25 protein-coding genes and 1 riboswitch are annotated in these 25,937 nt (G+C 74.8%); of the genes, 15 read left to right on the forward strand and 10 right to left on the reverse strand.

Going from position 1 to position 25,937, the window contains the following annotated elements:
* Positions 1–9 precede the first annotated feature (9 nt).
* Complete coding sequence (locus tag QWY29_RS17920; RefSeq protein WP_300962512.1) at positions 10–1,287, forward strand: sugar ABC transporter permease; 1,278 nt, start codon at positions 10–12, stop codon at positions 1,285–1,287.
* A 7-nt stretch (positions 1,288–1,294) separates the two neighbouring features.
* Positions 1,295–2,521 (forward strand): ROK family protein, encoded by a 1,227-nt coding sequence (locus QWY29_RS17925; protein ID WP_300962514.1) that lies wholly within the window; start codon positions 1,295–1,297, stop codon positions 2,519–2,521.
* 53 nt (positions 2,522–2,574) lie between these two features.
* Here QWY29_RS17925 and QWY29_RS17930 read toward each other — a convergent pair whose 3' ends face one another.
* From QWY29_RS17930 to QWY29_RS17950, 5 genes are all read right to left on the reverse strand, one after another.
* The gene (locus QWY29_RS17930) at positions 2,575–3,762 is read right to left on the reverse strand and encodes an ROK family protein (protein ID WP_300962516.1); all 1,188 of its coding nucleotides are present in this window, start codon (positions 3,760–3,762) and stop codon (positions 2,575–2,577) included.
* A gap of 26 nt (positions 3,763–3,788) precedes the next feature.
* Positions 3,789–4,955: a xylose isomerase gene (gene xylA / locus QWY29_RS17935; protein WP_300962517.1), complete on the reverse strand. Its 1,167-nt coding sequence runs from the start codon at positions 4,953–4,955 to the stop codon at positions 3,789–3,791.
* A gap of 85 nt (positions 4,956–5,040) precedes the next feature.
* The gene (xylB, locus tag QWY29_RS17940) at positions 5,041–6,423 is read right to left on the reverse strand and encodes a xylulokinase (protein ID WP_300962518.1); all 1,383 of its coding nucleotides are present in this window, start codon (positions 6,421–6,423) and stop codon (positions 5,041–5,043) included.
* A 31-nt stretch (positions 6,424–6,454) separates the two neighbouring features.
* A complete protein-coding gene (locus tag QWY29_RS17945; protein ID WP_300962522.1) occupies positions 6,455–7,414 on the reverse strand; it encodes an aldose epimerase family protein in 960 nt (319 codons plus the stop codon).
* A gap of 24 nt (positions 7,415–7,438) precedes the next feature.
* A complete protein-coding gene (locus QWY29_RS17950) occupies positions 7,439–7,780 on the reverse strand; it encodes a hypothetical protein (RefSeq protein ID WP_300962523.1) in 342 nt (113 codons plus the stop codon).
* A 180-nt stretch (positions 7,781–7,960) separates the two neighbouring features.
* Between QWY29_RS17950 and QWY29_RS17955 the strand changes: the two genes are divergently transcribed.
* Both QWY29_RS17955 and QWY29_RS17960 read left to right on the forward strand, forming a co-directional pair.
* Positions 7,961–8,446: a hypothetical protein gene (locus QWY29_RS17955; protein ID WP_300962524.1), complete on the forward strand. Its 486-nt coding sequence runs from the start codon at positions 7,961–7,963 to the stop codon at positions 8,444–8,446.
* A complete protein-coding gene (locus QWY29_RS17960) occupies positions 8,443–8,778 on the forward strand; it encodes a DUF3140 domain-containing protein (protein ID WP_300962525.1) in 336 nt (111 codons plus the stop codon). The genes QWY29_RS17955 and QWY29_RS17960 overlap by 4 nt, the downstream gene beginning before the upstream one ends.
* A 152-nt stretch (positions 8,779–8,930) precedes the next feature.
* Here the strand turns inward: QWY29_RS17960 and QWY29_RS17965 are convergent, their stop codons facing one another.
* From QWY29_RS17965 to QWY29_RS17975, 3 genes are all read right to left on the reverse strand, one after another.
* Positions 8,931–10,166: a kynureninase gene (locus tag QWY29_RS17965; protein ID WP_300962526.1), complete on the reverse strand. Its 1,236-nt coding sequence runs from the start codon at positions 10,164–10,166 to the stop codon at positions 8,931–8,933.
* Entirely contained in the window at positions 10,163–11,014 is an 852-nt protein-coding gene (kynA, locus tag QWY29_RS17970) for a tryptophan 2,3-dioxygenase (RefSeq protein ID WP_300962528.1), read from the reverse strand. Before kynA ends, QWY29_RS17965 begins: the two co-directional genes overlap by 4 nt.
* Positions 11,015–11,204: 190 nt before the next feature.
* Positions 11,205–12,044, reverse strand: a complete 840-nt coding sequence (locus tag QWY29_RS17975; RefSeq protein ID WP_300962530.1) for a putative protein N(5)-glutamine methyltransferase — start codon at positions 12,042–12,044, stop codon at positions 11,205–11,207.
* Positions 12,045–12,107: 63 nt separating this feature from the next.
* On the opposite strand from QWY29_RS17975, the gene QWY29_RS17980 reads away from it, so the two are divergent.
* The 4 genes from QWY29_RS17980 to QWY29_RS17995 all read left to right on the forward strand — a co-directional run bounded on the left by QWY29_RS17980 (position 12,108) and on the right by QWY29_RS17995 (position 16,528).
* Entirely contained in the window at positions 12,108–13,310 is a 1,203-nt protein-coding gene (locus QWY29_RS17980; protein ID WP_300962531.1) for an oxidoreductase, read from the forward strand.
* Between the two features lie 182 nt (positions 13,311–13,492).
* Positions 13,493–14,614 carry an NAD(P)H-dependent amine dehydrogenase family protein gene (locus QWY29_RS17985; RefSeq protein ID WP_300962533.1) on the forward strand — a complete coding sequence of 374 codons (1,122 nt, stop codon included), beginning with the start codon at positions 13,493–13,495 and terminating at the stop codon, positions 14,612–14,614.
* On the forward strand, positions 14,611–15,426 hold the full coding sequence (locus QWY29_RS17990; RefSeq protein ID WP_300962534.1) for an SDR family oxidoreductase: 816 nt from the start codon (positions 14,611–14,613) through the stop codon (positions 15,424–15,426). The genes QWY29_RS17985 and QWY29_RS17990 overlap by 4 nt, the downstream gene beginning before the upstream one ends.
* A gap of 22 nt (positions 15,427–15,448) precedes the next feature.
* Complete coding sequence (locus tag QWY29_RS17995) at positions 15,449–16,528, forward strand: MBL fold metallo-hydrolase (RefSeq protein ID WP_300962536.1); 1,080 nt, start codon at positions 15,449–15,451, stop codon at positions 16,526–16,528.
* Between the two features lie 131 nt (positions 16,529–16,659).
* Here the strand turns inward: QWY29_RS17995 and QWY29_RS18000 are convergent, their stop codons facing one another.
* Positions 16,660–17,100: a GNAT family N-acetyltransferase gene (locus tag QWY29_RS18000; protein WP_300962538.1), complete on the reverse strand. Its 441-nt coding sequence runs from the start codon at positions 17,098–17,100 to the stop codon at positions 16,660–16,662.
* Positions 17,097–18,017 carry an alpha/beta hydrolase gene (locus tag QWY29_RS18005; protein ID WP_300962539.1) on the reverse strand — a complete coding sequence of 307 codons (921 nt, stop codon included), beginning with the start codon at positions 18,015–18,017 and terminating at the stop codon, positions 17,097–17,099. The genes QWY29_RS18000 and QWY29_RS18005 overlap by 4 nt, the downstream gene beginning before the upstream one ends.
* A gap of 90 nt (positions 18,018–18,107) precedes the next feature.
* On the opposite strand from QWY29_RS18005, the gene QWY29_RS18010 reads away from it, so the two are divergent.
* The 7 genes from QWY29_RS18010 to QWY29_RS18040 all read left to right on the forward strand — a co-directional run bounded on the left by QWY29_RS18010 (position 18,108) and on the right by QWY29_RS18040 (position 25,914).
* The gene (locus QWY29_RS18010; RefSeq protein WP_300962540.1) at positions 18,108–18,683 is read left to right on the forward strand and encodes a carboxymuconolactone decarboxylase family protein; all 576 of its coding nucleotides are present in this window, start codon (positions 18,108–18,110) and stop codon (positions 18,681–18,683) included.
* A 68-nt stretch (positions 18,684–18,751) separates the two neighbouring features.
* On the forward strand, positions 18,752–19,573 hold the full coding sequence (locus QWY29_RS18015; protein ID WP_439117455.1) for an RNA polymerase sigma-70 factor: 822 nt from the start codon (positions 18,752–18,754) through the stop codon (positions 19,571–19,573).
* Between the two features lie 7 nt (positions 19,574–19,580).
* Positions 19,581–19,688: riboswitch (TPP riboswitch) on the forward strand.
* Positions 19,680–20,753 (forward strand): thiamine ABC transporter substrate-binding protein, encoded by a 1,074-nt coding sequence (locus tag QWY29_RS18020; protein ID WP_439117454.1) that lies wholly within the window; start codon positions 19,680–19,682, stop codon positions 20,751–20,753. (Overlaps the previous riboswitch by 9 nt.)
* A gap of 25 nt (positions 20,754–20,778) precedes the next feature.
* On the forward strand, positions 20,779–22,410 hold the full coding sequence (locus QWY29_RS18025; RefSeq protein WP_300962545.1) for an ABC transporter permease: 1,632 nt from the start codon (positions 20,779–20,781) through the stop codon (positions 22,408–22,410).
* Positions 22,411–23,400 carry an ABC transporter ATP-binding protein gene (locus tag QWY29_RS18030; protein WP_300962546.1) on the forward strand — a complete coding sequence of 330 codons (990 nt, stop codon included), beginning with the start codon at positions 22,411–22,413 and terminating at the stop codon, positions 23,398–23,400. It begins immediately after the preceding gene.
* A gap of 22 nt (positions 23,401–23,422) precedes the next feature.
* The gene (locus tag QWY29_RS18035) at positions 23,423–24,460 is read left to right on the forward strand and encodes a phosphatase PAP2 family protein (RefSeq protein WP_300962547.1); all 1,038 of its coding nucleotides are present in this window, start codon (positions 23,423–23,425) and stop codon (positions 24,458–24,460) included.
* Positions 24,461–24,573: 113 nt separating this feature from the next.
* Positions 24,574–25,914 carry a C40 family peptidase gene (locus QWY29_RS18040; protein WP_300962549.1) on the forward strand — a complete coding sequence of 447 codons (1,341 nt, stop codon included), beginning with the start codon at positions 24,574–24,576 and terminating at the stop codon, positions 25,912–25,914.
* Positions 25,915–25,937: the final 23 nt, after the last annotated feature.

Genomic DNA, 25,937 nt, shown 5'->3' on the forward strand with positions numbered 1-25,937 from the left:
GACGAAGAGATGACCCTGCAGACCGAGACCACCGACCAGCAGTCGGCGGCGCACGGCTTCGACAACGACAACCGGCAGGCGGCCACCATCGGCGACGCCGCCCGCGAGTACCTCAACCGGCTGCGCGGCGGCGACATGGGCTCGCTGCCGGCGATCCTGGGCCTGGTCGTGCTGTTCGTGGTGTTCAGCTCGCTGCACGACCGGTTCCTCACGACGTACAACATGGCCAACCTGGTCGTGCAGGCCGGCTCCATCTGCGTCCTCGCGATGGGCCTGGTCTTCGTCCTGCTCCTCGGCGAGATCGACCTGTCCGCCGGCGTCGCGGGCGGCGCCTCGGCGACGATCACCGCGCTGGTGATGATCGACCACGGCTGGACCTGGTGGGCCGCGGCGCTCGCCGGCATCGCGATCGGCGCCCTCATCGGCCTGGCGATCGGCTCGCTGGTGACGTTGCTCGGCATCCCGTCGTTCGTCGTGACCCTGGCCTTCTTCCTCGCGCTCCAGGCGGTGCCGCTCAAGCTGATCGGCTCCGGCGGCTCGCTGCGCTTCGACAACGAGGTCCTGCGCGGCCTGTCGATCAAGAACGTGCCGGTCACCGCGGGCTGGATCGCGGCGGTGCTCATCGTGATCGGCTTCGCGGCGGTGCAGCTCTTCCAGTACCGCACCCGCGCCACCCGCGGCCTGGTCCACAAGCCGCTCGCGCTGGTGCTCGTCCAGGTCGCCGTGCTCGCCGCGATCGTCCTCGGCCTCACCGCCCTGCTCAGCGCCAACCGCGCTCCGAACCCCGACATCTTCACGATCGCGGGCATCCCGTGGGTGGCGCCGGTCGTCATCGCGCTGCTGCTCTTCTGGACCTTCGTGCTCACCCGCACCCGCTTCGGGCGCCACCTGTACGCCGTCGGTGGCAACGCCGAGGCCGCCCGCCGGGCCGGCATCAACGTCACGCGGATCAAGATCACCGCCTTCGTCATCGCCTCCTCGATGGCGGCGGTCAGCGGCCTGCTCGCCGCGTCGTACACCGGCAAGGTCTCGCCGGGCTCCGGCGGCGGCAACGTCCTGCTGTACGCCGTCGGCGCGGCCGTCATCGGCGGCACCAGCCTCTTCGGCGGCCGGGGTCGCGCGATCGACGCCGTGGTCGGCGGCCTGGTGATCGCGACGATCCCCAACGGCCTGGGCCTGCTGAACCAGGCCAGCTACATCAACTTCCTCGTCACCGGCGGCGTCCTGCTCCTGGCCGCCAGCGTCGACGCCGTCTCGCGGCGCCGCCGCTCCGCGGCCGGCGTCTAGGGCCGAGGTGACGGCGCAGCGGCGCGGCCTCGGGACCAACCAGGAGGCGGTGCGACGGCACAACCTCGGCACGGTGCTGCGGCACGTCCACGGCGCGGGGCAGATCTCCCGGGCCCAGCTGACCGCGCTCATGGGCCTCAACCGCAGCACGATCGCCGACCTGGTGCTCGAGCTGGAGTCGCTGGGCGTCGTCGAGCAGACGGTGCCGAGCGGCGTCCGCTCGGGCGCCGGCCGGCCCTCGGCGGGGGTGCGGCTGGCCGGGGTCGGTCCGTACGTCGTCGCGGTCGACCTCGGCGTGGACCGCGCGGTCGTCGCCCGGGTCGCCCTCGGCGGCGAGGTCGTCGAGCGGGCGGCCGCGCCGATCCCCGTCGGCGGCGGCGAGGCCTGGCAGGTCGGCTCGACCGTCGCCGGCCTCATCCGCCGGGTGGTCGAGGGCGCCCCGGCGGCCGCGCCGCTGCTCGGCGTCGGCATCAGCGTCCCCGGCCTGGTGCGCCGCAGCGACGGGCTGGTGCGGCTCGCTCCGAACCTGGAGTGGCAGGACGTCTCCTTCGGCGCGATCGTCCTCGCAGCGCTCGGTGTCGACGTACCCGTCCAGCTCGCCAACGACGCCGACCTCGGCGCGCTCGCCGAGCACCGTCGCGGCGCGGGCGTCGGGATCGACGACCTCATCTACATCTCCGGCAACGTCGGCGTCGGCGCCGGCGTGATCACCGGCGGGGTGCGGCTCGAGGGCGCGGGCGGGTACGCCGGCGAGGTCGGCCACCTGCCGTTCGCGCCCGAGGGGCGGCTGTGCCACTGCGGCAACATCGGCTGCTGGGAGACCGAGGTCGGCGCGCACGCGATCGCCGCCGCCATCGGCTGCCCGGAGTCCGACGTGGTCACCCTCGGCGACGTCCTGGACGAGTACGCCGGCCCCCACCGCGCGCTCGGCGCCACCGGCAAGGCGCTGGGCTACGGCCTGGCCTCGATCGTCAACGCGTTCAACCCGCGGCTCGTGGTGCTCGGCGGCTACCTCAGCTCGCTCTACGCCCTGGTCCGCCACGAGGTCGACGACGCGCTCGCCGAGCGGGCGCTCCCGGCCCCGTTGGAGTCCGTCACCCTCTCGCTGCCGGGCCTCGGCTCGGACTCGGTGCTGCTCGGCGCGGCCGAGATCGCCCTCGAGCCCCTCTTCGCCGACCCCGTCGCCGCCCTCGGCACGGCCCTCGTCGACGTCGGCGCCCGGCTCGCGGGGTAGTAACGGTCGGAAACGTCCGTGACTACCCCGGCGGAGGTCGGGGACGTCCGTGACTACCCCGGCAGGGGGACCGGGAGGTCGGCGGCGCCGGTCAGCACGCGGGCCAGCGAGTGCTCGGCGGCGCCGAGCGCCGCGGCGCGCAGGTCGAGGGTGCCGAGCCGCAGCTCGGGGCGGACCTGGACGTCGGAGGCGAGCCGGGCGTCGAGCACGCGGCGGGCGGGGCCGAGGACGAGGTCGCCCAGCGGCACGAAGTAGCCACCGAGCACGACGACGGCCGGGTCGAGGACGCCGGTGAGGATCGCGAGCCCGAGGCCGAGGTCCTCACCGACCCGCTCGAGCGTGGCGCGGGCGGCCGGGTCGTCGGCGGCGCGGGCGGCGACGGCAGCGGCGGTGGTGAGCGGGGTGTCGAGCTCGGCCATGCCGAGGGCGTCGAGCACGGCCAGCAGGCCGATCGAGGCCTCCCAGCAGCCGCGGCGGCCACAGCCGCACGGGGCGGTCGGGTCGCCGACCGGCATGTGGCCGACCTCGCCGGCGAACCCGGCGCCGCCCTGCACGAGCTGGCCGCCGACGACGATGCCGGCGCCGATGCCGACGGTCCCGGTCAGGTAGAGCGCGTGGTCGACGCCGCGGGCGGCGCCGTGGTGCGCCTCGGCGTACGCCGCGCAGTTGGCGTCGTTGACGACGCGGACGTCGTCGGTGGGGCACGCCAGCGCTGCGGCGACCTCGGCGACGAGCGCGTCGCCGCGCAGCGGCAGGTTGGGCGCCCACGCGACGGTGCGGTCGTCGTCGCGGACGAGCGCCGGGACGGCGACGGTGGTGCCGAGCAGCGCGCCCGGGTGGGCGGCGCGGACCTCGGCGGCCAGCGCGAGGAGCACGGCGACGCGGTCGGCGCCGGCCGGGCGCGACTCGCTGGTCAGCACGGTGCCGGCGAGGTCGACGACGACGGCGGAGACGTAGTCGACGTTGAGCTCCAGACCCAGGCCGACGTGGGAGCCGGGGCGGAGCGAGAGGGGCTTGCTGGGGCGCCCCCGGGAGGGGGCGGCCGGGGCCGCCGGGACGTCCTCGAGGGTGGACTCGACGACGGCCCCGGCGGCCTCGAGGTCGGCGACGATCGCGCCGACCGTGGCCTTGGCCAGCCCGGTGCGCTGCGCCAGCCCGGCCCGCGAGGCGGGTCCGAGCCGGCGCAGCGACTGCAGCACGGCCGCGGTGTTGGCGCGGCGCAGCTGCCCGGTGGTGCTCATCAGTGCAGGAGTGGCCGACCGGGCGGTCAGCGCACGCCGTACAGGTGCTCGAGCGCGAGCTGGTCGAGGTGCTCGGTCGCGGCGCCCTGCTGCGCGAGGACCTCGGGGTCCGGGAGGTCCCACTCGAGGAGGCCCTGCCAGCCCTCGCCCTCGCCGAGCGACGGCTGCGCGAGCTCGGGCAGCTTGGCCGCGGCGAGCGCCTCCTGCACCTCGGGGTCGGCGCGGAACGCCTTCACCTTCTCGCGCAGGATGAGGTAGTTGCGCATGTTGGCCGCGGCCGAGACCCACACGCCGGCCTCGTCCTCGATGCGGGCGGGCTTGTAGTCGAAGTGCACCGGACCGTCGTAGCCGCCGGCCAGCAGCGCGTCGACGACCCAGAAGGCGCCGCGGACGTTGCCGGCGCCGAAGCGGAGGTCCTGGTCGTACTTCGGACCGTTCTGGCCGTTGAGGTCGATGTGGTAGAGCTTGCCGGCCCACATCGCCTGGGCGTAGCCCGCGGCGGCGTTCATGCCGGCCATCTCCTCGTGCCCGATCTCCGGGTTCACGCCGACCAGCTCGGGGCGCTCCAGCTCGTTGATGAAGGCCAGCGCGTGGCCGATCGTCGGGAGCAGGATGTCGCCGCGGGGCTCGTTGGGCTTGGGCTCGATGGCGAAGCGCAGGTCGTAGCCCTGGTCGACGACGTACTGGCCGAGCACGTCGAAGGCCTCCTTCATCCGGTCCAGCGCGACGGCGGTGTCCTGCGACGCGCCGTACTCCGCGCCCTCGCGGCCGCCCCAGGCGACGTAGACCTTGGCGCCGAGCTCGGCGGCGAGGTCGACGTTGCGCATGACCTTGCGGATCGCGAAGCGGCGGATGTCGCGGTCGTTGTTGGTGAAGCCGCCGGCCTTGAAGACCGGGTGGCTGAAGAGGTTGGTCGTCGCGGTCGTGACGACCAGGCCGGTGTCGGCCAGGCCCTTCTTGAACCGGTCGATGATCTGCTGGCGGGTCGCGTCGTCGCTGCCGAAGGGGATGACGTCGTCGTCGTGGAAGTTCACGCCGTAGGCGCCGAGCTCGGCGAGCTTCTCCAGCGCGTGGACGGTGTCCATCGGCGGGCGGGTCGCGCCGCCGAAGGGGTCGACGCCCTGCCAGCCGACGGTCCAGAGGCCGAAGGAGAACTTGTCCTCCGGGGTGGGGGTGGGGATCTCGATGCTCATGGGGATGCCTTCCGAGGGGGTGGGTGAGGTCGGAGCCGGGTCGGAGCTGGGTCGGAGCTGGTCGGAGCTGGTCGGAGGAGGGAGGTCAGGTGCGGTCGCGGAGCTCGGCGTAGCGGGCGCGTACGTCGGGGGTCGGGTCGGCCTCGGAGGTCGCGGCGTCGGCGAGGGTCCAGGCCGGCAGCTCGCCGGTCAGGGCCCAGGCGGCCTGCCGGGCGGCGCCGAGCGCGACGTACTCCCCGGCCGGGGGCAGGACGACGGGTTGGCCGAGGACGGCCGGGGCGAGCGCGCGCACGGCAGGCGAGCGGGTGGCACCGCCGACCATGAGGATGCGGCGCGGCTGCTGGCCCATGGCGGCGACGAGGTGGTCGACGGCGTCGGCCAGCGAGCACAGCAGCGCCTCGAAGGCGGCGCGGGCGAGGTCCTCGCGGGTGGTGCGCGGGGTCAGGCCCGCCCAGGTGCCGGTGGCGTGGGGCCGGTTGGGGGTGCGCTCGCCGCCGTAGTAGGGCAGCAGCGTGACGCCGTTCGCGCCGGCGGGCGCCGCGAGGGCGAGGTCGGCGAGGCCGGCGTGGTCGACGCCGAGCCAGCGGGCCTGCAGGTCCAGGATCTGCGCGGCGTTGACGGTCGCGACGAGGGGGAGGAAGCCGTCGTGGGCGTCGGCGAACCCGGCCACCGCGCCGCTGCCGTCGGCCACGGGCACCGGGCTGACCGCGCAGGCCACGCCGGACGTGCCGATCGAGATGAGCACGTCCCCGGTCTCGAGGCCGAGGCCGAGCGCAGCGGCCGCGTTGTCACCGGTGCCGCCGGCGAGCACGGCACCGGTGGTGGTCTCGCCCGCGGCCGTGCCGGGGGCGACGAGGCGGGGGAGCGCGAAGGGCCGGCCGAGCGCGGCCTCGGCGAGGTCGGGGCGCCAGGTGCCCTCGGCGGTCGCGAAGTAGCCGGTGCCGGACGCGTCGCCGCGGTCGGTGAACGGCTCGGTGCCCGGCGCCGCGACGTGGGCGGAGAGGTAGTCGTGGGGGAGCAGGACCCGGGCGACCCGGGCGGCGTGGTCGGGCTCGTGGTCGCGCAGCCAGCGCAGCTTGGTGGAGGTGAACGACGCGACCAGCACGCTGCCGACCGCGTCGGCGCACGCCTGCGGACCGCCCATCTCGGCGATCAGCTCGGCGGCTGCGGCGGCGGAGCGGGTGTCGTTCCACAACAGCGCGTCGCGGACCGGCTCGCCGGCCTCGTCGAGCGTCACCATCCCGTGCTGCTGGCCGCCGATCGCGACCGCCTCGGCCCGCCCGGCGCCGCGGCCGCCGTCGAGGCCGGCCACCGCCTCGTCGTACGCCGCGGACCAGGCGCGCGGGTCGACCTCGGTGCCGGCGGGGTGGGGGACCGAACGGCTGTCGACGACGGTGCCGTCGGCGGCGTCGACGAGCAGCGCCTTGGTGGACTGGGTCGAGGTGTCGACGCCGAGGACGAGGGTCACCCGGCTATTAAGTACGACACTCGAACTAAAGTCAACGGTCCGGTGAGATCGTGGTCTCCGAGGTCCAGCGGTAGGTCTCGCCCGGGCGCAGGACGGCCGACGGCCACCCCGGGTGGTGCGGGCTGTCGGGGTGCAGCTGCGGCTCGATCGCGACGCCCGCGCCGGGGGCGTGGAAGCGGCCGCTGAAGGCCCCGCCCGTGTAGACCTGCACGCCCGGCTGGTCGCTGCGCAGCCTCAGCACGAGCCCGTGCCCGCGCAGCTCGGCGACCTCCCGCAGCGGCCCGCCCGGCGCCCAGGCGCCGTCGCCCGGCCCGCAGCCACGCACCACGAACGGGTGGTCGAGGTCGGCCGGCGGTCGCGCGCCGGCCCGCAGGTCGAGGGGCGTGCCGGCCACGTCGGCGACCTCGCCCGTCGGCACGCCGTCCACGACCGGGAGGTAGGCGTCGGCGTGCAGGACGAGCTCGTGCCCGGGCAGGTCCGCCCCGCCGAGGCGGTAGTAGGCGTGGCTCGACAGCGAGACCACGGTCGGCGCGTCGGTCGTGGCGGCGTACGACGTGCGCAGCGTGCGGCCGGCGACCTCGTAGCGGGCCCGGACCGTCACCGTCCCGGGGAAGCCCTGGTCGCCGTCGGGGCTGACCAGCTCCAGCTCGACGGCGGCGGGGTGCGCCTCGACGACGGTCCAGGTGCGGCGGTCGAACCCGTCGGGGCCGCCGTGCAGCGTGTGGCCGCGGTCGTTGCGCGGCAGTCGGTGGGTCGTGCCGTCGACGACCAGCTCGCCGTGCGCGACGCGGTTGGCGTAGCGCCCGACGGTCGCACCCAGGTAGGCGTCGTCCTGGAGGTGGTCGGCCACCCGCGGCAGCCCCAGCACCACCTCGCGCCAGGCGCCGTCGCCGTCGCGCACCCGCATGCGGTGGACGCGGGCGCCGAGCGGCGCGACGCCCAGGTGCAGGTCGTCGCTGCCGATCTCGACGAGGTGCTCGTGGTCCGTCACGGGCACCGAGGCTAGGCGCAGGGGTCAGGCGGGGTACTGCCCGCCCACCGGGCCTGCGGCGGGCCCGGTGGCCGGCGTGCCCGAGCGCGACCACGCCGAGCCCGAGCGCCAGACGAGGAGGGTGAGCAGGCGCGCGGCGACGTACGTCGCGACGCCCTGCGCGGGGGCGAGCAGCCCGAACGCGGCGACCGCCAGCAGCGGGCGACCGGCGACCTCCCACGGGGTGAACGGGAGCGTGCCGCCGGTCCACAGGACCGTGAGCACCCACCCGAAGACCGCCGTCGACGCCAGCCCGAGCGCGACCAGCACGAGGTCCCACCAGCCGGGCACGTCGGGCAGCGCGGAGCGCGAGGAGCGGGGGTCCACGGCTCCCTCAACGAGCCCGCCGCCCGCCCGGTGACGCGGTGGCGCCGGAGGTCTGGACACCTGGTCTGGAACCCCACCCACCCGGGTGGCGTCAACCACTGGGGTCTCGTCCGGCGTGTGTCGGGGCGCGGGGTGGGCACCTCGCAGGGGACGGTACGACGCTCCCCAGGAGGACACGAGATGGCACAGCTGGTGCTGGGACTGTGGGCGGTGACCGCGTTCGGCGGGGCCTACATGTTCAGCTTCACCCTCGGCGCGGCCCGGTCGCGCGCGACCGCCGAGCCCGGGCAGCTTCCCTCGAAGCTGCCGCCGCTGGCGCTGTTCGTGCACCCGCTCTTCGGGCTCGCGGGCCTGGCGCTGTGGATCGCCTACCTCGCCGCCGGCCAGCAGTCGCTGGCGTGGACGACGCTGGTCGTGCTGGTGCTCGGCGCCGCCATCGGCGACGTCCTGATCGTGCGCACGCTGCGCGGCCGCAAGGACGCCGAGCACACCGTCGAGGACCGCATCCCGACCGCCGCGATGGCCGTGCACGGCATCTCCGCGGTCGCCCTCATCGGCGTCGTGCTGCTCGTCTGCCTCGGCGTCGACAGCCAGGCCGGCGACGACGACGCCGACTTCGGCAAGACCCTCGGCCCGGTCGGCTCGATCACCCAGGTGCAGCGATGACCGCCGACGGCCTCGACGACGTCTGGGACGACTGGAAGGAGGCGGTCAACATGACCGCCTCGGAGGTCGAGACGTGGCTCGACACCGACGAGTCCCAGGCCGTCGGGCAGAAGTCGGGTGGCGACAGCGAGTCCACCGGCCACCGCTCCGGCAGGCGGATCATCGAGATCCTGCGCACCAACAAGGGAGACCTGTCCGACGACGACGTCGCGCACATGCGCAAGGTCGTCGGCTACGTCCACCGCCATCTCGCCCAGGGGCCGAGCAGCGACGTCGAGCACAGCGACTGGCGCTACTCGTTGATGAACTGGGGCCACGACCCGACGAAGTAGCCCCGGCCGATCGGGCCGGCCGGGCTGTGGCTCGAGCACCCCAGCGGCCACACCGGTCCCACGCACGACGGGACCCCTGCACATATCGGGGCAGATCTGCCCCGATATGTGCAGGGGTCACCGGTTAACCGGTGACTCCTGCAGCCGCCGGTTCAGCCCAGCTCGGCGAGCGCGGCCGCGACGGCGTCGATCCCGCGCTCGACCTCGGCGAACGACGTGCTGAGCGGCGACAGCCCGATGCGCAGGCCCGCCGGCGGGCGGAAGTCGGGCACGACGCCCTGCTGCCAGAGGCGGGCGGTCACCTCGCGGAACGCCGGGTGCTCGAGCATCACGTGCGCGCCCCGCTCGGCCGGGTCGCGGGGGCTCGCCAGCCGGACGTCGTACGCCGCCAGCCGCTCGTCGGCCAGCGCGACGGCGTGCTCGGTCAGCGCCATCGCCTTGACGCGCACGGCGGGCATGCCGGCCTCCTCGAGCAGGTCGAGCATCGCCTGCAGCGGCTGCATCGCGAGCACCGGCGGGGTGCCGGTGAGCAGGCGGCGGATGCCCGGCGCCGGCTCGTAGGCCGGCCCCATCGCGAACGGGTCGGCGTGGCCCATCCAGCCCCACAGCGGCTGCTTCAGGTCGGGCAGCAGGTCGGCGCGGACGTAGGCGAAGGCGGGAGAGCCGGGGCCGCCGTTGAGGTACTTGTAGGTGCAGCCGACCGCGAGGTCCGCCCCCCATGCGTCGAGCGCGACCTCGACGGAGCCGGCCGAGTGGCTGAGGTCCCACACGACCAGCGCGCCGGCGTCATGGACGAGCCGGGTCAGCGCGGGCCCGTCGGCGACGTGGCCGGAGCGGAAGGCGACGTGGCTGAGCAGCACGAACGCCGTGCCCCCACCCAGCGCGGGCGCCAGGTCGTCGACCGTGACACCGCCGTCGGGGTCGGCCTCGACCCAGCGGATCGTCAGCCCGCACTCGGCGGCGACGCCCTCGAGGAGGTAGCGGTCGGTGGGGAAGTTGTCGCGGTCCACGACCACCTCGCGCCGGTCCGGTCGGGCCGCGGCCGCCGCGCGCAGCAGCTTGTAGAGCAGCACCGAGGTGGAGTCGCCGACGACGACCTGGCCCGGCGCCGCACCCAGCACGACCCGCCCCAGCCGGTCGCCGACCCGGGTCGGCTCGTCCATCCACGCCTCGTCCCAGCTGCGGATCAGCCGGTCGCCCCACGCGCCCTCGACGAACGCCGTCAGCCGCTCGGCCACGCCCGCGACCGGCCGGCCCAGCGAGTTGCCGTCCAGGTAGGCGGCGACCGCCGGGTCGTCGGCGCCGACGAAGCGCGAGCGGTACGCCGCCAGCGGGTCGCGCGCGTCCAGCTCGGCCGACGTCGGGCGGGCCACCGCCCCCGTGCTCACGCGCCGACCTCGCCGCGCACGGCGTACAGCTCGGGGAAGAAGGTCAGGTCGAGCGCCTTGCGCAGGAAGCCCACGCCCGACGAGCCGCCGGTGCCGCGCTGGAATCCGATCGTGCGCTGCACGGTGCGCAGGTGGCGGAAGCGCCACTCCTGCACGTTGTCCTCGAGGTCGACGAGGTCCTCGCACGCCTCGTAGAGCCCCCAGGGCAGGTCGCGCTCCTCGTAGACCCGGCGGAAGACCGGCACCAGGTCCTCGCGGAACGCCCACGGCTCGCGGACGTCGCGCTCGAGGACGTCGGCGGGAACCTCGAGGCCGCGGCGGGCCAACAGGCGCAGGAACGCGTCGTACAACGTGGGCTCCTCCAGGAGGGTCGCGAGCAGGGCGTGGGCCTCCGGCTCGGACTCGAAGACCTTGAGCATCGCGGCGGACTTGTTGCCGAGGACGAACTCGACGGCGCGGTACTGGTGGGACTGGAAGCCGGAGCTGCTGCCGAGCGCGCCGCGGAACTCGGCGTACTCCCGCGGGGTGAGCGTCGCGAGCACCGACCACTGCTGGATGAGCGTGCGCTGGATCGCCTTGACGCGGGCCAGGCACTTCAGCGCCGGCTCGAGGCGGTCGGCGTCCATCAGCGCGCGGGCCTCGCGCAGCTCGTGCAGGACCAGCTTCAACCACAGCTCAGAGGTCTGGTGCTGGACGATGAAGAGCATCTCGTCGTGGTGCTCAGGGACGCTGCGCGGGTGCTGGGCCGAGAGCAACCGGTCGAGGTCGAGGTAGCGGCCGTAGCTCATCGCGCCGTGGAAGTCGGTGCGCACGCCCTCCTCGAGGGGGCGCTCCGGGGTGCCGGTCATGCGGCGACGGTATCCCGGTCGGTCCCGGGCGGGCGCCCCTGCAGCCGGCCTGCTCCCGGTCGACGACCCCCTCGGCGCAGCACGCCCCCCATGGCGCTGCGCAGCCTCCCCGGCCGGGGGTCGTCGACGCCGTCCCTCCTCCCCGCCCGCGGGGGTGGTTGAAACGTCCACCGTGCGCCGGTCTGGACCGCTACGCCCGCGCCCGGCCGACCACCGCGCACCCCTCCACCTCGTCGTCGAGGACCACCTCGGCCGCGAGCCCGGCCGCCGCGAGCAGCACGGCCGTGCGGTCGGCCTGGTGCCGTCCGGTCTCGACGACGACGGTCGCGCCGGGCGCGAGCCACGGGCCGAGGCCGGCCGCCACCCGACGCTGCACCGCGAGCCCGTCGTCGCCCCCGTCGAGCGCGACCCGGTGCTCGTGGTCGCGCGCCTCGGGCGGCATCAGCGCGACGTCGGCGGTGGGGACGTACGGCGCGTTGGCGACCAGCACGTCGACGCGCCCGCGCAGGCGGCCGGGGAGCGCGGCGTACAGGTCGCCCTCGTGGACGACCTCGGGCGGCAGGTTGTGCCGCGCGCACGCCACCGCGGCCGGGTCGACGTCCGCGGCGTGCACCTCGACGGCCGGCAGCGTCGGGCGGACGGTCGCGCGCACGGCCGCCGCCACCGCGCCGGTGCCGCAGCACAGGTCGACCAGCACCGGGCCGCGGCCCGCCTGCTGCGCCGTCTGCTCCGCCGCCTGCCGAACCGCCTGCTCCAGCGCGTGCACGGCGAGCCGCACCAGCAGCGTCGTACGCCGCCGGGGCACGAAGACCCCGGGGGCCACCGCCACCCGCAGCCCGGCGAAGGCCGCCCAGCCCAGCACCTGCTCCAGCGGCTCCCCGCCGACCCGCCGGGCCACCAGCCGCTCGACGCCGGCCCCGTCGGCCCCGTCGGCGCCGCCGGGGACAGCCTCGCGGAGCAGGGCGGCCTCCTCCTCGGCGTACACGCAGCCGGCGGCGCGCAGCCGTGCGACCAGCGCGTCGACCTCCACGCGCCCGATCCTGCCCTGCCGAGGGGACTGACCCCAGAACTGGAACGCGTTACAGTTCCGGCCGTGGCTGCTCCCGACGTCTTCTCGCCCACCACGCTCGGCCCGGTGCGGCTGCGCAACCGCACGGTCAAGGCCGCGACGTTCGAGGGGCGCACGCCGCACGGGCAGGTGACCGACGAGCTGATCGACTACCACCTCGCGCCGGTGCGCGGCGGCGTGGGCCTGACGACCGTGGCCTACCTCGCCGTCGCGCCGGAGGGTCGCACGCACCGCGAGGTCATCGTCGTCGGCGAGGACACCCTGGCCGGGCTGGCCCGGCTCGCCGACGCCGTCCACGCCGAGGGTGCCGCGATCGCCGGCCAGGTCGGCCACGCCGGCCCGGTCGCCAACGGCCGCTCCAACGGCGTCAAGGCGATCGCCGCCAGCGGCATGCCCAGCCCGCTGTCGATGCAGATGATCCGCTCGGCCACCGAGGCCGACCTGACCCGCGTGACCAAGGCGTACGTCGCCGCCGCCCGGCTGCTGGTCCGCGCGGGCTTCGACGTGCTCGAGCTGCACATGGCGCACAGCTACCTCATCTCCTCCTTCCTCGCGCCCGGGCTCAACCGGCGCAAGGACCGCTGGGGCGGCTCGCTGGAGAACCGTGCCCGCCTCGCCCGCCAGGTCGCCCGCGCCGTGCGCGAGGAGGTCGGCGGCGAGGTGGCCGTCACCGCGAAGCTCTCCTCCTCCGACGGCTTCAAGGGCGGCGTCACGACCGAGACCGGCCTCGAGATCGCACGACTGCTCGAGGCCGACGACAACCTCGACGCGATGCAGCTCTCCGGCGGCAGCTCGCTGATGAACCCGATGTACCTCTTCCGCGGCGGCACCCCGGTCGCGGAGTTCGCCGCCGCGATGCCGCTGCCGGTGCGCCTCGGCATGCGCACGCCGGTCGGCCGCTCGTTCATGAAGTCCTACGAGTTCACCGAGGGCTACTTCCGCGACAAGGCGCTCCGCTTCCGCGAGGAGCTGTCGCTGCCGCTGATGTTCCTCGGCGGCGTCAACCGCCTCGAGACGATGCAGCAGGCGATGGAGGACGGCTTCGAGTTCGTCGCCATGGGGCGGGCCCTGCTGCGCGAGCCCGATCTGCTGGACCGGATGCAGGCGGGCCGCGCCCGCGAGGGCGTCTGCATCCACTGCAACCGCTGCATGCCGACCATCTACGCCGACGGCGGCACCCGCTGCCCCGTCGCCCTCGAGATCGCCGGGACCCCCGCCTCCGCCTGACGCTGCCCGCGGCCGCGGCCGCTCGTGCGTCGGTCGGGCGGGCCGGATCGGCACATGTAACGCGACGTTCGCCGCTCTGTAGGCACGCTGCAGCGTGCCTACAGAGCGGCGAACGGTCCGTTACAAGCCCGCTCGCGCCCGACCCCTTCCACATTTCTAGAACGTGTTCTAGGTTGACCGGCATGTCACAGGTCATCCCCGAGAAGCCCCTGCGCGTGGTCGTCTGGTCGACCGGCACCATCGGTCGGCACGCGATCGCCGGCGTCGACGCCCACCCCGACCTCGAGCTGGTCGGCGTGTGGGTGTCCAACCCGGCCAAGGACGGCAAGGACGCCGGCGAGCTGGCCGACCTGGGTCGCGAGCTGGGCACCCCCGCGACGACCGACCGCGACGCGCTGATCGCGCTCGCGCCGGACGCGATCGTGCACACCGCGATGGCCGACGACCGGGTCTTCGAGTGCATCGAGGACCTCATCGGCTTCGTCGAGGCCGGCATCGACGTCGTCAGCAGCGGGCCCGTGCTGCTGCAGTGGCCGGAGGGGATCCTGCCGCCGGAGTTCATCGACCGGATCGAGGACGCGTGCCGCCGGGGCGGCGCCAGCCTCCACGTCAACGGCATCGACCCGGGCTTCGCCAACGACGTGCTGCCGCTGGTGATGACCAGCCTCTCCCAGCGCATCGACGAGGTGCGCGTGATGGAGGTCTGCGACTACTCCACCTACTACCAGCCGGTCGTCATGGGCGAGATGTTCGGCTTCGGCAAGCCGATGGACGAGCTCGGCATGCTCTGGCACCCCGGCATCCTGACGATGGCGTGGGGCAGCGTCGTGCGCCAGATCGCGGCCGCCCTCGACGTCACCCTCGACGAGCCGCTCACCGAGGAGGTCGACCGCCGGCCGGCCGCCCGCGACACCGCGTCGGTCTCCGGCGACATCGCCGCCGGGACGCTCGGCGCGGTGCGGTTCCAGGTGATCGGCAAGGTCGACGGGGTGCCCCGCGTGGTGCTCGAGCACGTCACCCGCACCGACGCCAGCGAGCACGACGACTGGGAGCGCCCGCCGGCCGGCACCGACGGCTGCTACCGGGTCCGCATCACCGGCGAGCCGATGATGCAGGTCGACTTCCTCCACCACGGCGAGCACGGCGACCACAACGTCAGCGGCATGATCACCACCGCCCAGCGGCTCGTGAACGCGCTGCCCGCCGTCGTCGCTGCCGAGCCCGGCATCGTCCGCGCCGTCGACCTGCCGCTGGTCACCGGCCGCGGCCTGGTCACCGGCACGCGGGGGCAGGCCGGCCGATGAGCATCCTCGATCGGTTCACCACCACCGACCAGGTCGCGGTCGTCACCGGCGCCGGCCGCGGGATCGGCGCCGCCACGGCCGTCGCGCTCGCCGAGTCCGGCTCCGACGTGGTCATCTCCGCGCGCACCGCCGGCCAGCTCGAGGGCGTCGCGGAGCGGATCCGTGCCGCGGGGCGCCGCGCCGTCGTCGTACCCGCCGACCTCAGCGACCTCGACGCCGTCGCCGGCCTCGCGCACGCGGCGTACGACGCCTTCGGCCGCCTCGACACGGTCGTCAACAACGTGGGCGGCACGATCCCGAACGCGTTCCTCGACACGACGCCGGACTATCTCGAGGAGGCGTTCCACTTCAACGTCACGACCGCGCACGCGCTGAGCGTCGCCGCGGTCCCGCTGATGCTGACGTCGGAGCAGTCCGGCGCCCGGGGCCAGAAGTCGATCACCGTCATCAGCTCGATGATGGGGCGGTCCGCGGGCCGGGGCTACCTGGCGTACGGCACCGCGAAGGCCGCCCTCGCGCACTGGGCGCGGCTCGCGGCGACCGACCTCGCGCCGTCGATCCGGGTCAACGGCATCTACGTCGGCTCGGTGATGACGAGCGCGCTGGAGTTCGTCGCCGGCGTGCCCGAGATGATGGACCAGCTCGAGACCAAGACCCCGCTCGGCCGGGTCGGCGAGGCCGAGGACATCGCGGCCGCGGTGGTCTACCTCAGCTCGCGGGCGGGGCAGTACGTCACCGGCAAGCTGCTCGAGGTCGACGGCGGCATCCAGGCGCCCAACCTGGACCTGGGACTGCCCGACGTGTCGACGTGAGGGTGTCCGTAGGGTCGCCGGCGTGACCACCACGGGACCCGGTACGTCGACCGCGCACGCCGTCTCGCCCGACTCCGGCGAGCACTGGACCGCCGAGGGCGCCTGGCAGGTGTCCGACGGGATCTTCCGCATCCCGCTGCCGCTGCCGATGGACGGGCTGAAGGCGATCAACGTCTACGTGCTCCTCGCCGACGACGGGCTGACGCTGGTCGACGGCGGGTGGGCGATCCCGCAGGCGCGCGAGCTCCTCGACCGGTCGCTGCGGGGGATCGGCGCGGGCTTCGGCGACATCCGCCGGTTCCTCGTCACCCACGTCCACCGCGACCACTACACGCTCGCCCGGGTGCTCGGCACCGAGCTCGGCGTCGACGTCGCGCTCGGCCTCGCCGACCGGCCGGCGCTGGAGCTGATGCAGGACGCCGCGTCGATGACGGAGAACCCATTCGCCGCCGCCCTGCGCACCGCCGGCGCCGCCGAGCTCGCCGAGGAGTGGAACAGCCCCGGCCAGGAGGGCGACGACGACCAGCTGCCCGACCCCACCCACTGGGCGTTCGCCGACACCTGGCTCGACGGCGACACCTCGCTCACCGTCGGCGCCCGCACCGTCGACGCGGTGCACACCCCGGGCCACACCCCCGGCCACTACGTGTACGCCGACCGGGCCGCCGGCCTGCTCTTCGCCGGCGACCACGTGCTGCCCACGATCACCCCGTCCATCGGCTTCACGATGCCGATGGACGACCAGCCGCTCGGCGACTTCATGGCCTCGCTGACCAAGGTCCGCTCGCTGCCGGACCTCACGATCCTGCCCGCCCACGGCCCGGTCGCGCCGTCCTCGCACGCCCGCGTCGACGAGCTGCTCGCCCACCACGAGACCCGCCTCGCCGACTCGCTCGCCGCCCTCGCGTCCGGCCCGCTCACCGCCCACCAGGTCGCCGGCCACCTCGGCTGGACCCGCCACGAGCACCCCTACGACACCCTCGACGTCTTCAGCCGCGGCATGGCCGCCATGGAGACCAAGGCCCACCTCGAGCTGCTCGTCGCCCGGGGCGTCGCCGCCCGTTCCGACTCGTCCGACGGGGTCGTCTTCGCGGCGGTCTGAGGCGGGGTGCAGGCGTACCACCAAGAGGTGGTACGCCTACGGTTCTGGGCCGATGCATCGCCCCAGAAGGTCCTGCGTACCACCAATAGGTGGTACGCCTGCAGCACCACGAGCCTCACCAGTCACAGGAGTCACAGACCGGCGGGGCGGCGCATGGGGGTGTGCGGGATGCCGTCCTCGAGGAACTCCGGCCCGTCGGGGGTGAAGCCGAAGCCGGCGTACCACCGGGCGAGGGGTGACTGGGCGTCGAGCACGACGTCGCGGCCGCGGCAGACCGAGAGCGCGGTGGTCATGACGACGTCGGCGAGGCCCCGGCCGCGGGCGGGGACGTCGAGCAGCACCCGGCCGATCCGCCACACGTCGCCGTCGTCGAGCACGCGCGCGTAGCCGAGCAGCGAGGAGTCGTCGAGCAGCAGGACGTGCCGGGTGGCGTCCTCGACGTCGCGGCCGTCGAGGTCGGGATAGGGGCACTCCTGCTCGACGACGAAGACCTGCTGCCGCAGCTGCGCGACGGCGTAGACGGCGTGCGGGTCGAGCTGGTCGAACGGGACGGCGACGGCGCGGACGGTCATCGCAGGAACGCCTCGGTACGCCGCCACGCGCGCCGCGCCTCGGGGACGAGCGGCAGCAGCGGGTAGACGTGGAGCAGCCCCGGCTCCTCCACGTAGGTCAGGTCCCACCCGGCCTCGGCGGCCCGCCGCGCCAGCAGCCGGGTGCCCGGCGTCAGCAGGTCACGGGTCCCCTGGAAGACCAGCGCGCGCGGCAGCCCGGCCAGGTCGCCGAGCGCCGGCGAGACCTCGGGCCGGGTGAGGTCGGCCTCCGAGCCGGCCCACCACGCGGCGTACGCCCTGAGCTTGCCGAGGAACAGCCACGGGTCGACCGCGTCGTACTCCTCGGTCTCCGGCGTGCTCGTCGACAGGTCGACCCACGGCGCGTGCAGCAGCAGCCGGTCGGGCTGCGGGAGTCCGCGGTCGCGCAGGGACAGCGCCAGCGCGAGGGCGAGCCCGCCACCGGCGGAGTCGCCGGCGAGCACCGCGCCACCGGGCGAGCGGGCGACCCAGGCGGCGGTGAGGTCGACCAGCGCGTCGTGGGAGTCGCGCCAGGTGTGCTCGGGTGCCAGCGGGTAGTCCGGCAGCACGACCCGCACGCCGAGCCGGTCGGCCAGCCGCGCGGCGTACCGCACGTGGAAGGGGTCGATCCCCGAGGTGTAACCCCCGCCGTGCAGGTAGACCACGGTCCGCGACGGCGCGGCACCCCGCGCGGCCAGCACGTACGCCGGGAACGACCCGCCCGCGGCCGGGACCTCGTCGCGGGTCACCACGAAGCGCCGCTCGAACCGCGTCACCGCGTTGGTGGGCAGCGGGTCGCCGGCCGTGGACCGGTGCCGGGCCTCGAGCCGCGCGCGCTCGACATCGAGGGACTCCAGCTCGCGTGAGCGGCGGGCGCGGGGGAGGGCCCAGGCGAAGGCCTGGTGGGTCAGCGACGGCACGACGCCACTCTCACACGGGGCAGGTGTCACACGCAGCGGCCGGCCGGTGTCTCCAGGGCAGCACACCCCACGAGCGACCAGGAGAGACCCATGCCCAGCACCTTCCGCATCCCCCGCGCCACCCCCACCGGCCTCTGGGCGAGGGCGATGGAGGCCTACGCCCGCCGCACCTACGGCCAGGTCCCCGACAACGCCTACGTCCTGTGGCACCACCGCAAGGCGCTGCGGGCGGTGCTGTCGTTCGAGTCCAAGGTGGCCCGCTTCGACGCGCTCGACCCGCACCTGAGGTCCTACGCCCTCCTCGCGAGCGCCGGCACCATCGGGTGCAGCTGGTGCCTGGACTTCGGCTACTTCCTCGCCCACGACGAGGGCCTGGACCTCGCCAAGGTCCGCGAGGTGCCGCGCTGGCGGGAGGCGGAGGTCTTCACCGACCTCGAGCGCGACGTCATGGACTACGCCGAGGCGATGAGCGAGACCCCGCTGCGCGTCACCGACGAGATGGTCGCCGGGCTCGTCGAGCGGCTCGGCGTCCCGGCGGTCGTCGAGCTGACGCAGGTGGTGGCGCTGGAGAACATGCGCTCCCGGTTCAACGCCGCCGCCGGCCTGGAGAGCCAGGGGTTCTCCGACGTCTGCGAGATCCCGCTGGCCGTAGGGTCCGAGGCGTGAGCGAGGTCCGGCCCCACGAGGAGCACTTCGCGACGTACCGCAACCTGCTCTTCACCGTCGCCTACGAGATGCTCGGCTCGGCCGCCGATGCCGAGGACGTGCTGCAGGAGAGTTGGCTGCGGTGGGCCGAGGTCGACCTCGCAGAGGTCCGCGACCCGCGCTCCTACCTCGTCCGTACGGTCACCCGGCAGAGCCTCAACCGGCTGCGCACGCTCGCCCGGCGCCGGGAGTCCTACGTCGGCCCGTGGCTGCCGGAGCCGCTGCTCACCGCGCCCGACGTCGCCGACGACGTCGAGCTCGCCGACAGCGTCTCGACCGCGATGCTGCTGGTGCTGGAGACGCTGACGCCGACGGAGCGGGCGGTGTTCGTGCTGCGCGAGGTCTTCGACGTGCCGTACGACGAGATCGCGGCCGCCCTGGACAAGTCGCCCGCCGCGGTGCGGCAGGTCGCGCACCGGGCGCGCGGCCACGTGGAGGCGCGCCGCCCGCGGGTGGACGTGGGGCGCGGCGAGCAGCGTGCGGTCGTGCAGCGGTTCCTGGCGGCCGCGGCCACCGGCGACCTCGCCTCGCTGGTCGAGGCGCTGGCGCCCGACGTGGTCCTCACCAGCGACGGCGGCGGGCTGCGCTCGGCGGCGCTGCGCCCGATCCTGGGGCGCGACAAGGTGCTGCGCTTCCTGCTCGGCGTGATGCCGAGCGGGGGCGACGTGCGGATGGACGCGGTCGAGGTCAACGGCGCGCCGGCGCTACGGTTCGTCGTCGACGGGGTGCTCGACACGGTGGCGACGCTGCTGGTCGAGGACGGCGTGGTCAGCGGCATCTACCTCGTCCGCAACCCGGAGAAGCTCGCGCGGCTGGACGGTGGGGAGGGGCCGGTCGCGCTCGCGCGCTAGGGTCACCACCACACGACAGGGGAGCACGCGCAGGCGTGCTGAGAGTGCAGAAGAGCTGCAGACCCTCGAACCTGCTCCGGTTAGCACCGGCGAAGGGAGTCAACGAATGAGATCCGTGCGCGCGCTCGCGTCCGTCCTGCTGGCGGGGGTGGCCACCACCGCCCTCACCTCCTGCTCGCTCGTCGGGGGAGGTGACGAGGAGGAGACCGCCAACGGCTCGCCCGGCAAGGTCGTGCTGGTCACCCACGAGTCCTTCGCGCTGCCCGAGGAGGTGCTCGACCGCTTCGAGGAGGAGAGCGGGTTCCGCCTCGAGGTCCGCAGCGCCGGCGACGCGGGCTCGTTGACCAACCGCCTCGTGCTGACCAAGGACCGCCCGATCGGCGACGTCGTGTTCGGCATCGACAACACCTTCGCCTCGCGGGCGGTCGACGAGGGCGTGCTGGCCGACACCGACGTCGAGCGGCCGGCCGGCGCGGCGGCGTACGACCTGGAGCCCCGGAGCGACACGGCCGACGACCTGGTGCCGGTCGACACCGGCCACGTCTGCGTCAACGTCGACGACACCTGGTTCGAGCGCGAGGGCGTCGAGCCGCCGCGGACGCTGGCGGACCTGACCGAGCCGGCCTACCGCGACCTGACCGTCGTGCCGGGCGCGACCACGAGCTCGCCGGGCCTGGCCTTCCTGCTCGCGACGATCGCGGAGGAGGGCGAGGACTGGCCGGCCTACTGGGAGCGGCTCCTGGCCAACGGCGCCAAGCTCGTCGACGGCTGGTCGGACGCCTACCAGGTCGACTTCACCCAGGGCGGGGCGAAGGGCGACCGGCCGATCGTCGTCTCCTACGACTCCTCGCCGGCCTTCACCCTCGACGGCGAGGGCGGCACCACCACCAGCGCGCTGCTCGACACCTGCGTGCGCCAGGTGGAGTACGCCGGGCTGCTCGCGGGCGCGGCCAACCCCGACGGCGGCACCGCGCTGCTGGAGTTCCTGCTGAGCCCCGAGGTGCAGCGGGCGCTGCCCGACTCGATGTACGTCTTCCCGGTCCGCGACGACGTCGACCTGCCCACCGACTGGGCCCGGTTCGCGGAGCAGCCGGAGGCGGCGTACGACGTGGACCCGGCCGAGATCGCGGCCAACCGCGACGACTGGCTGCGCGAGTGGAGCGACGTCACCTCGCGGTGACCGGCCCGCCGGTGGACCCCCAGCGATGAGGCGCACGCTCGCCCTGCTCGGCCTGGCCCTCGGGCCGGTGCTGGTGCTCGGCGTGTTCTTCGTGCTGCCGGTCGCGGGCATGGTGGCCCGCGGTTTCTGGCCCGACGGCGCCTTCGACCCGGGCGGCGTGCTGGAGGTGCTGGCCCGCCCGCGGACGGGCCGCGTCGTGTGGTTCACGCTGTGGTCCTCGGCGGTCGCGACCGTGGTCTCGGTGCTGCTGGGGCTGCCGGCGGCGTACGCCCTGCACCGGCTGGACCTGCCGCTGCGCCGGGTCGTGCGCGCCGCGCTGCTGGTGCCGTTCGTGCTGCCGACCGTCGTGGTCGGCGTCGCCTTCCGCGAGCTGCTCGGCGAGGCCGGCCCGCTCGGCGGTCTCGGCCTCGACGGGACGCCGGTGGCGATCGTCGCGGGGCTGGCGTTCTTCAACGTCGCGGTGGTCGTCCGCAGCGTCGGCGCCGCCTGGGAGGGGCTCGACCCGCGGCCTGCGGAGGCGGCGGCCGCGCTCGGCGCGTCGCCCGCCCAGGTGCTGCGGACCGTCACGCTGCCCGCACTCCGGCCGGCGATCGTGTCGGCGGCGAGCGTGGTCTTCCTGTTCTGCGCGACGTCCTTCGGCGTCGTGCTGACCCTCGGCGGGCTGCGGTACGCCTCGGTCGAGACCGAGATCTACCTGCTCACCACCAACCTGCTCGACCTCCAGGCGGCGGCGGCCCTCTCGGTGGTGCAGCTGGTCGCGATCACCGCGCTGCTCGCCCTCGCGGCGCGGCTGCGGACCGTGCCCGACCCGGCCGTCGCGCGGCGCACCTCCCGCCCGCGTGCCGTGCGCCGCTCCGACTGGCCGCAGGTGACCGCGACCCTGCTGCTGCTCGTGCTGGTCGCGGCACCGCTGGTGACCCTGGTCGTCGGGTCGCTGCGGGTCGGCGACGCGTGGAGCCTGGGCAACTACCGCGCCCTCCAGACGACCGGCGAGGGGGCGCTGCTCGTGCCGGTGACCGAGGCGCTGGTGACCTCACTGCGCACCGCCGTCGACGCCACCTGGATGGCGCTGCTGCTCGGGCTGGTCGTCGCGGTCGTGGTCACCCGCCGGTCGCGCACGCCGGGGGAGCGGCGGGTCCGGTCGGTGCTCGACGGCTTCTTCATGCTGCCGCTCGGGGTCTCCGCGGTGACCCTCGGCTTCGGGTTCCTCATCACCCTCGACCGGCCGCCGCTGGACCTGCGCGACTCCGCGCTGCTCGTGCCGGTCGCGCAGGCGCTGGTCGCCCTGCCGCTGGTGGTCCGCACGATCGTGCCGGTGCTCGCCGGCATCGACGACCGCCAGCGCCAGGCCGCCGCGTCGCTCGGCGCCGGCGGGCTGCGCACGCTCGCGACCGTCGACCTGCCCGTGGTCTGGCGGCCGCTGCTCGCGGCGGCCGGGTTCGCCTTCGCCGCGTCGCTCGGCGAGTTCGGCGCGACCGCGTTCCTGGCCCGCGAGGACCGCGCCACCGTCCCGGTCGTCATCTTCCGCCTCATCGGCAGCCCCGGCGCGATGGGCTACGGGATGGCGCTGGCCGCCTCCGTCGTCCTGGCCACCACCACCGCCGTCGTGATGCTCGCCGTCGAGCGGCTGCGCGTCCCCTCCCTGGGAGCCTTCTGAATGCTGTCCCTCACCGACGTCTCCGTCGCCTACGACGGCGTGCCCGCCGTCCGCGACGTCACCCTCGACCTGCCCGACGGCGAGGTGCTCGCCGTCCTCGGCCCGTCCGGCTGCGGCAAGTCCACGCTGCTGCGCGCGGTCGCCGGGCTCGAGCCGGCCGCCGGCACCATCGCGTGGGACGGCACCGACCTGGCCCGCACGCCCACCCACAAGCGCGGCTTCGCGCTGATGTTCCAGGACGGCCAGCTCTTCGGGCACCTCACCGTCGCCCGCAACGTCGGCTACGCGCTGCGCCTGCGCCGCGCCCCCGACACCGCCCGCCGCGTCGCGGAGCTGCTCGCGCTCGTCGGTCTGGAGGGGTACGCCGAGCGGCTGCCCGCCACCCTGTCCGGCGGCGAGCGCCAGCGGGTCGCGCTGGCCCGGGCGCTGGCGGTGCAGCCGCGGCTGCTGCTGCTCGACGAGCCGCTCTCCGCGCTCGACGCCGGCCTGCGCGAGCGGCTCGCCGTCGACCTGCGCCACATCCTCCGTGAGGCCGGCACCACCGCGCTGATGGTCACCCACGACCACGAGGAGGCGTTCACCGTCGCCGACCGGCTCGCGGTGATGCGCGCTGGTCGGGTCGTCCAGCAGGGTGCGATCGACGAGGTGTGGCGGGCGCCGGCCGACCGCGGGACCGCGCTGTTCCTCGGCTACGCCCGCGTGCTGGAGGGCGCCGCGGCCGAGCTGGTCCTCGGCCGGCCCGCCCCCGCCGTCGCCGTACGCCGCTCGGCGCTCGTGCTCGACGAGGCCGGCCGGCTCGCCGGGACCGTCCGGGCCGCGCGGGCCACGCCGACCCAGGTGCGGCTCGTGGTCGACGTCGCGGGGCTCGGCGAGGTCGACGCCGTGGCGCCGCTCGACCGCCGCCCGGCCCTCGGTGCACCGGTGCGGCTCGGGGTGGACGCGTCGCGACTCGCGGTGGTCGGCGCCGCGCCCTCCGACAGCGCCGTCTGACGGCGTACCTAGACTGACCCCCGTGTACCGCCGCGCCTACGCCCTGCTCGTCGCGACGGCGCTGGCGATCGGCGCGTGGGCCGTCATCACCGCTGTCATCATCGACCGCCCCCTGATCGACCCCGAGGGCAGCTTCCTCGGCCCGTCGTGGCTGCGGCTGCCGCTGCTGTGCATCGGCGCGCTGCTGCTCGACCTGGTGCCACGGGCGCTCTGGCTCTCCCGCGGCCGGGTGCCCGAGATGCCCCAGATCGCGCGGGACCGGCTGCGGTCGCACTGGAACCGCGAGCGCGTGCTGCTGGTGATGCTCGGCATCGTCAGCTTCTACGTCATCTACGTCTGCTACCGGAACCTCAAGTCGTTCCTGCCGCTGGTCAGCGACCGGATGTACGACCGCGAGCTGCACCTGGTCGACCGGATCCTCTTCTTCGGCCACGAGCCCGCCGGGATCATCCACGACATCCTCGGCCGCACCGTCGTGGCGCACGTGCTCTCGACCTTCTACCTGCTGTTCATCCCGATGGTCGCGATCCTGGTGACCGTCTGGCTGGTGTGGTCGCGCAACCTCTCCTTCGGCTGGTGGTTCGTCACCTCCCAGGGGCTCGCCTGGACGCTCGGCACGATCTCCTACTACGCGCTGCCGACGCTCGGCCCGGGCCTGGAGTACCCGCACCTCTACGACCTGGCGCACACCGGCACCACCGACCTGATGAACTCCCTGGTCAGTGCGCGGCAGAACGTCCTGTGGAGCGACGGCCAGGCGCAGACCGTCGCCGGCTTCGCGAGCCTGCACACCGCGATCTCGCTGCTGTGGGCGCTGATGGTGCAGTACACCGTCCAGTCCCGCGCGCTGCGCATCCTGTTCTGGGTCAACTTCGGCCTGACCGTGGTCGCGACCCTCTACTTCGGCTGGCACTACGTCGCCGACGACGTGGCCGGCATCTTCATCGCGCTCTTCTCCTTCTACGTCGGCGGCGTCGCCACCGGGCAGAAGTTCGACCGGCACGGGCTGTCGTCGCACCCGACGACTACCACCGCCGCGGTCCCCGTCGACCGGGAGTGACCTCGGCGCCTTAGAACTACACCAGTGTGGTTCGCAAGGCGACACGCCGGTGGCGGTGCGGATTTCTGCGTCAGATGTGGCGGATGTGACGGAAGTGGCCTAAGTTCCGGCGGGTGCGTGCTCTCGGAACGGCTGCCCTCGCCCTGACGATCGTCGTCGGCGGCCTCGCCGCGACGGGGACGGGAGCGCTCGCCGACGACGCCGACCGGGCCCCGTCCCGCCAGCAGGTGGAGCGGGCCGAGCGGGCCGTCACCGACCGGGCCGGCGACGTGGCCGCCGTCCGGGCGCGGCTCGCGGTCGTCCAGCACGAGGCCGACCGGGCCGCGGTCGAGGCCGGCCGCGCCGCCGAGGCGTGGAACGGTGCGCGCTGGCGCGCGGCCGAGGCCCGCCGCGACGTGCGCCGTGCGGAGCGACGGGCCACCGCGGCCGGGCGCGACCTCGACCGGCAGCAGCGCGCCTACAGCGGCGCCGTCACCGCGTCGTACCAGCTCTCCCCGAGCCTCAACGCCCTCACCGCGCTGACCTCCGAGGGTGGCATCGAGGGCGTGCTGGGCCGCTCGGCGACCGTGCGCAACGCCGCCGACGCGCTGGAGGGGCGGTACGACGAGTTCCGCGCCGCCGTCACGCTCGCCGAGGTCGCGGGCGACCAGGCGCAGCGCGCCCGCGACGAGGCCGACGCCGCCGCCGAGCAGGCCCGCGAGGCGCGGGACGCGGCCGCCGCCTCGGCCGCCTCCGCGGAGACCGCGGCCCGGGACGTCGCCACCGAGCGCGACGCGCTCGTCGCCGACCTGGCCCGCCTCCAGGGCACGAGCACCGAGCTGGCCGCGCAGCGGCAGGCCGCGCTCGAGCAGCGTGCCCAGGAGGCGGCCGCCCAGGCTGCGGCCGACGCAGCCGCCGCAGCCGCTGCGGCCGAGCAGGAGGAGCCGCCGGCGCCGGAGCAGGCGCCCGCGACCCCGCCGGAGCCGGCCCCGACCCAGCAGCCCCAGCCCGAGCCGACCCAGGAGCCCACCGGGGAGCCCGCGCCGACCCAGCAGCCCGAGCCCACCCCGGAGCCCGCACCCTCCCAGGAGTCCGACAGCACCCCGGCCCCAGCGGCCGGCGGGGCGCAGGCGGCCATCGCGTTCGCCCGCGCGCAGCTCGGCGAGCCCTACCGCTGGGGCGCGGCCGGCCCGTCGGCGTGGGACTGCTCCGGCCTGACGGCGGGGGCGTGGGCCGAGGGCGGGCGGAGCCTGCCGCACTACTCGGTCGCGCAGTACGAGCAGTCCACCCCGATCTCCGCCGACGGCCTGCGCCCGGGCGACCTGGTCTTCTGGAGCGACGGCGGGCCGTCGTCGATCTACCACGTGGCGCTCTACACCGGCGCCGGCCGGATCATCCACGCCCCGCGCACCGGCCGGCCGGTCGTCGAGGAGTCGATGTGGGCCTGGGCGCCGGACCTGTTCGCCCGCCCCTGACCCGCTCCAGACCGGTGCCGTGA

The organism is Nocardioides abyssi (assembly GCF_030412915.1).
Taxonomy (GTDB): Bacteria; Actinomycetota; Actinomycetes; order Propionibacteriales; family Nocardioidaceae; genus Nocardioides; species Nocardioides abyssi.

Bases quoted from the DNA above. Each gene is read 5' to 3' on its own strand.
- QWY29_RS17920 (WP_300962512.1), top strand. From the start codon at position 10: ATGACCCTGCAGACCGAGACCACCGACCAGCAGTCGGCGGCGCACGGC.
- QWY29_RS17930 (WP_300962516.1), bottom strand. From the start codon at position 3,762: ATGAGCACCACCGGGCAGCTGCGCCGCGCCAACACCGCGGCCGTGCTG.
- xylA (WP_300962517.1), bottom strand. From the start codon at position 4,955: ATGAGCATCGAGATCCCCACCCCCACCCCGGAGGACAAGTTCTCCTTC.
- QWY29_RS17955 (WP_300962524.1), top strand. From the start codon at position 7,961: ATGGCACAGCTGGTGCTGGGACTGTGGGCGGTGACCGCGTTCGGCGGG.
- QWY29_RS17960 (WP_300962525.1), top strand. From the start codon at position 8,443: ATGACCGCCGACGGCCTCGACGACGTCTGGGACGACTGGAAGGAGGCG.
- kynA (WP_300962528.1), bottom strand. From the start codon at position 11,014: ATGACCGGCACCCCGGAGCGCCCCCTCGAGGAGGGCGTGCGCACCGAC.
- QWY29_RS17985 (WP_300962533.1), top strand. From the start codon at position 13,493: ATGTCACAGGTCATCCCCGAGAAGCCCCTGCGCGTGGTCGTCTGGTCG.
- QWY29_RS17990 (WP_300962534.1), top strand. From the start codon at position 14,611: ATGAGCATCCTCGATCGGTTCACCACCACCGACCAGGTCGCGGTCGTC.
- QWY29_RS18000 (WP_300962538.1), bottom strand. From the start codon at position 17,100: ATGACCGTCCGCGCCGTCGCCGTCCCGTTCGACCAGCTCGACCCGCAC.
- QWY29_RS18010 (WP_300962540.1), top strand. From the start codon at position 18,108: ATGCCCAGCACCTTCCGCATCCCCCGCGCCACCCCCACCGGCCTCTGG.
- QWY29_RS18015 (WP_439117455.1), top strand. From the start codon at position 18,752: ATGCTCGGCTCGGCCGCCGATGCCGAGGACGTGCTGCAGGAGAGTTGG.
- QWY29_RS18020 (WP_439117454.1), top strand. From the start codon at position 19,680: ATGAGATCCGTGCGCGCGCTCGCGTCCGTCCTGCTGGCGGGGGTGGCC.
- QWY29_RS18025 (WP_300962545.1), top strand. From the start codon at position 20,779: ATGAGGCGCACGCTCGCCCTGCTCGGCCTGGCCCTCGGGCCGGTGCTG.
- QWY29_RS18030 (WP_300962546.1), top strand. From the start codon at position 22,411: ATGCTGTCCCTCACCGACGTCTCCGTCGCCTACGACGGCGTGCCCGCC.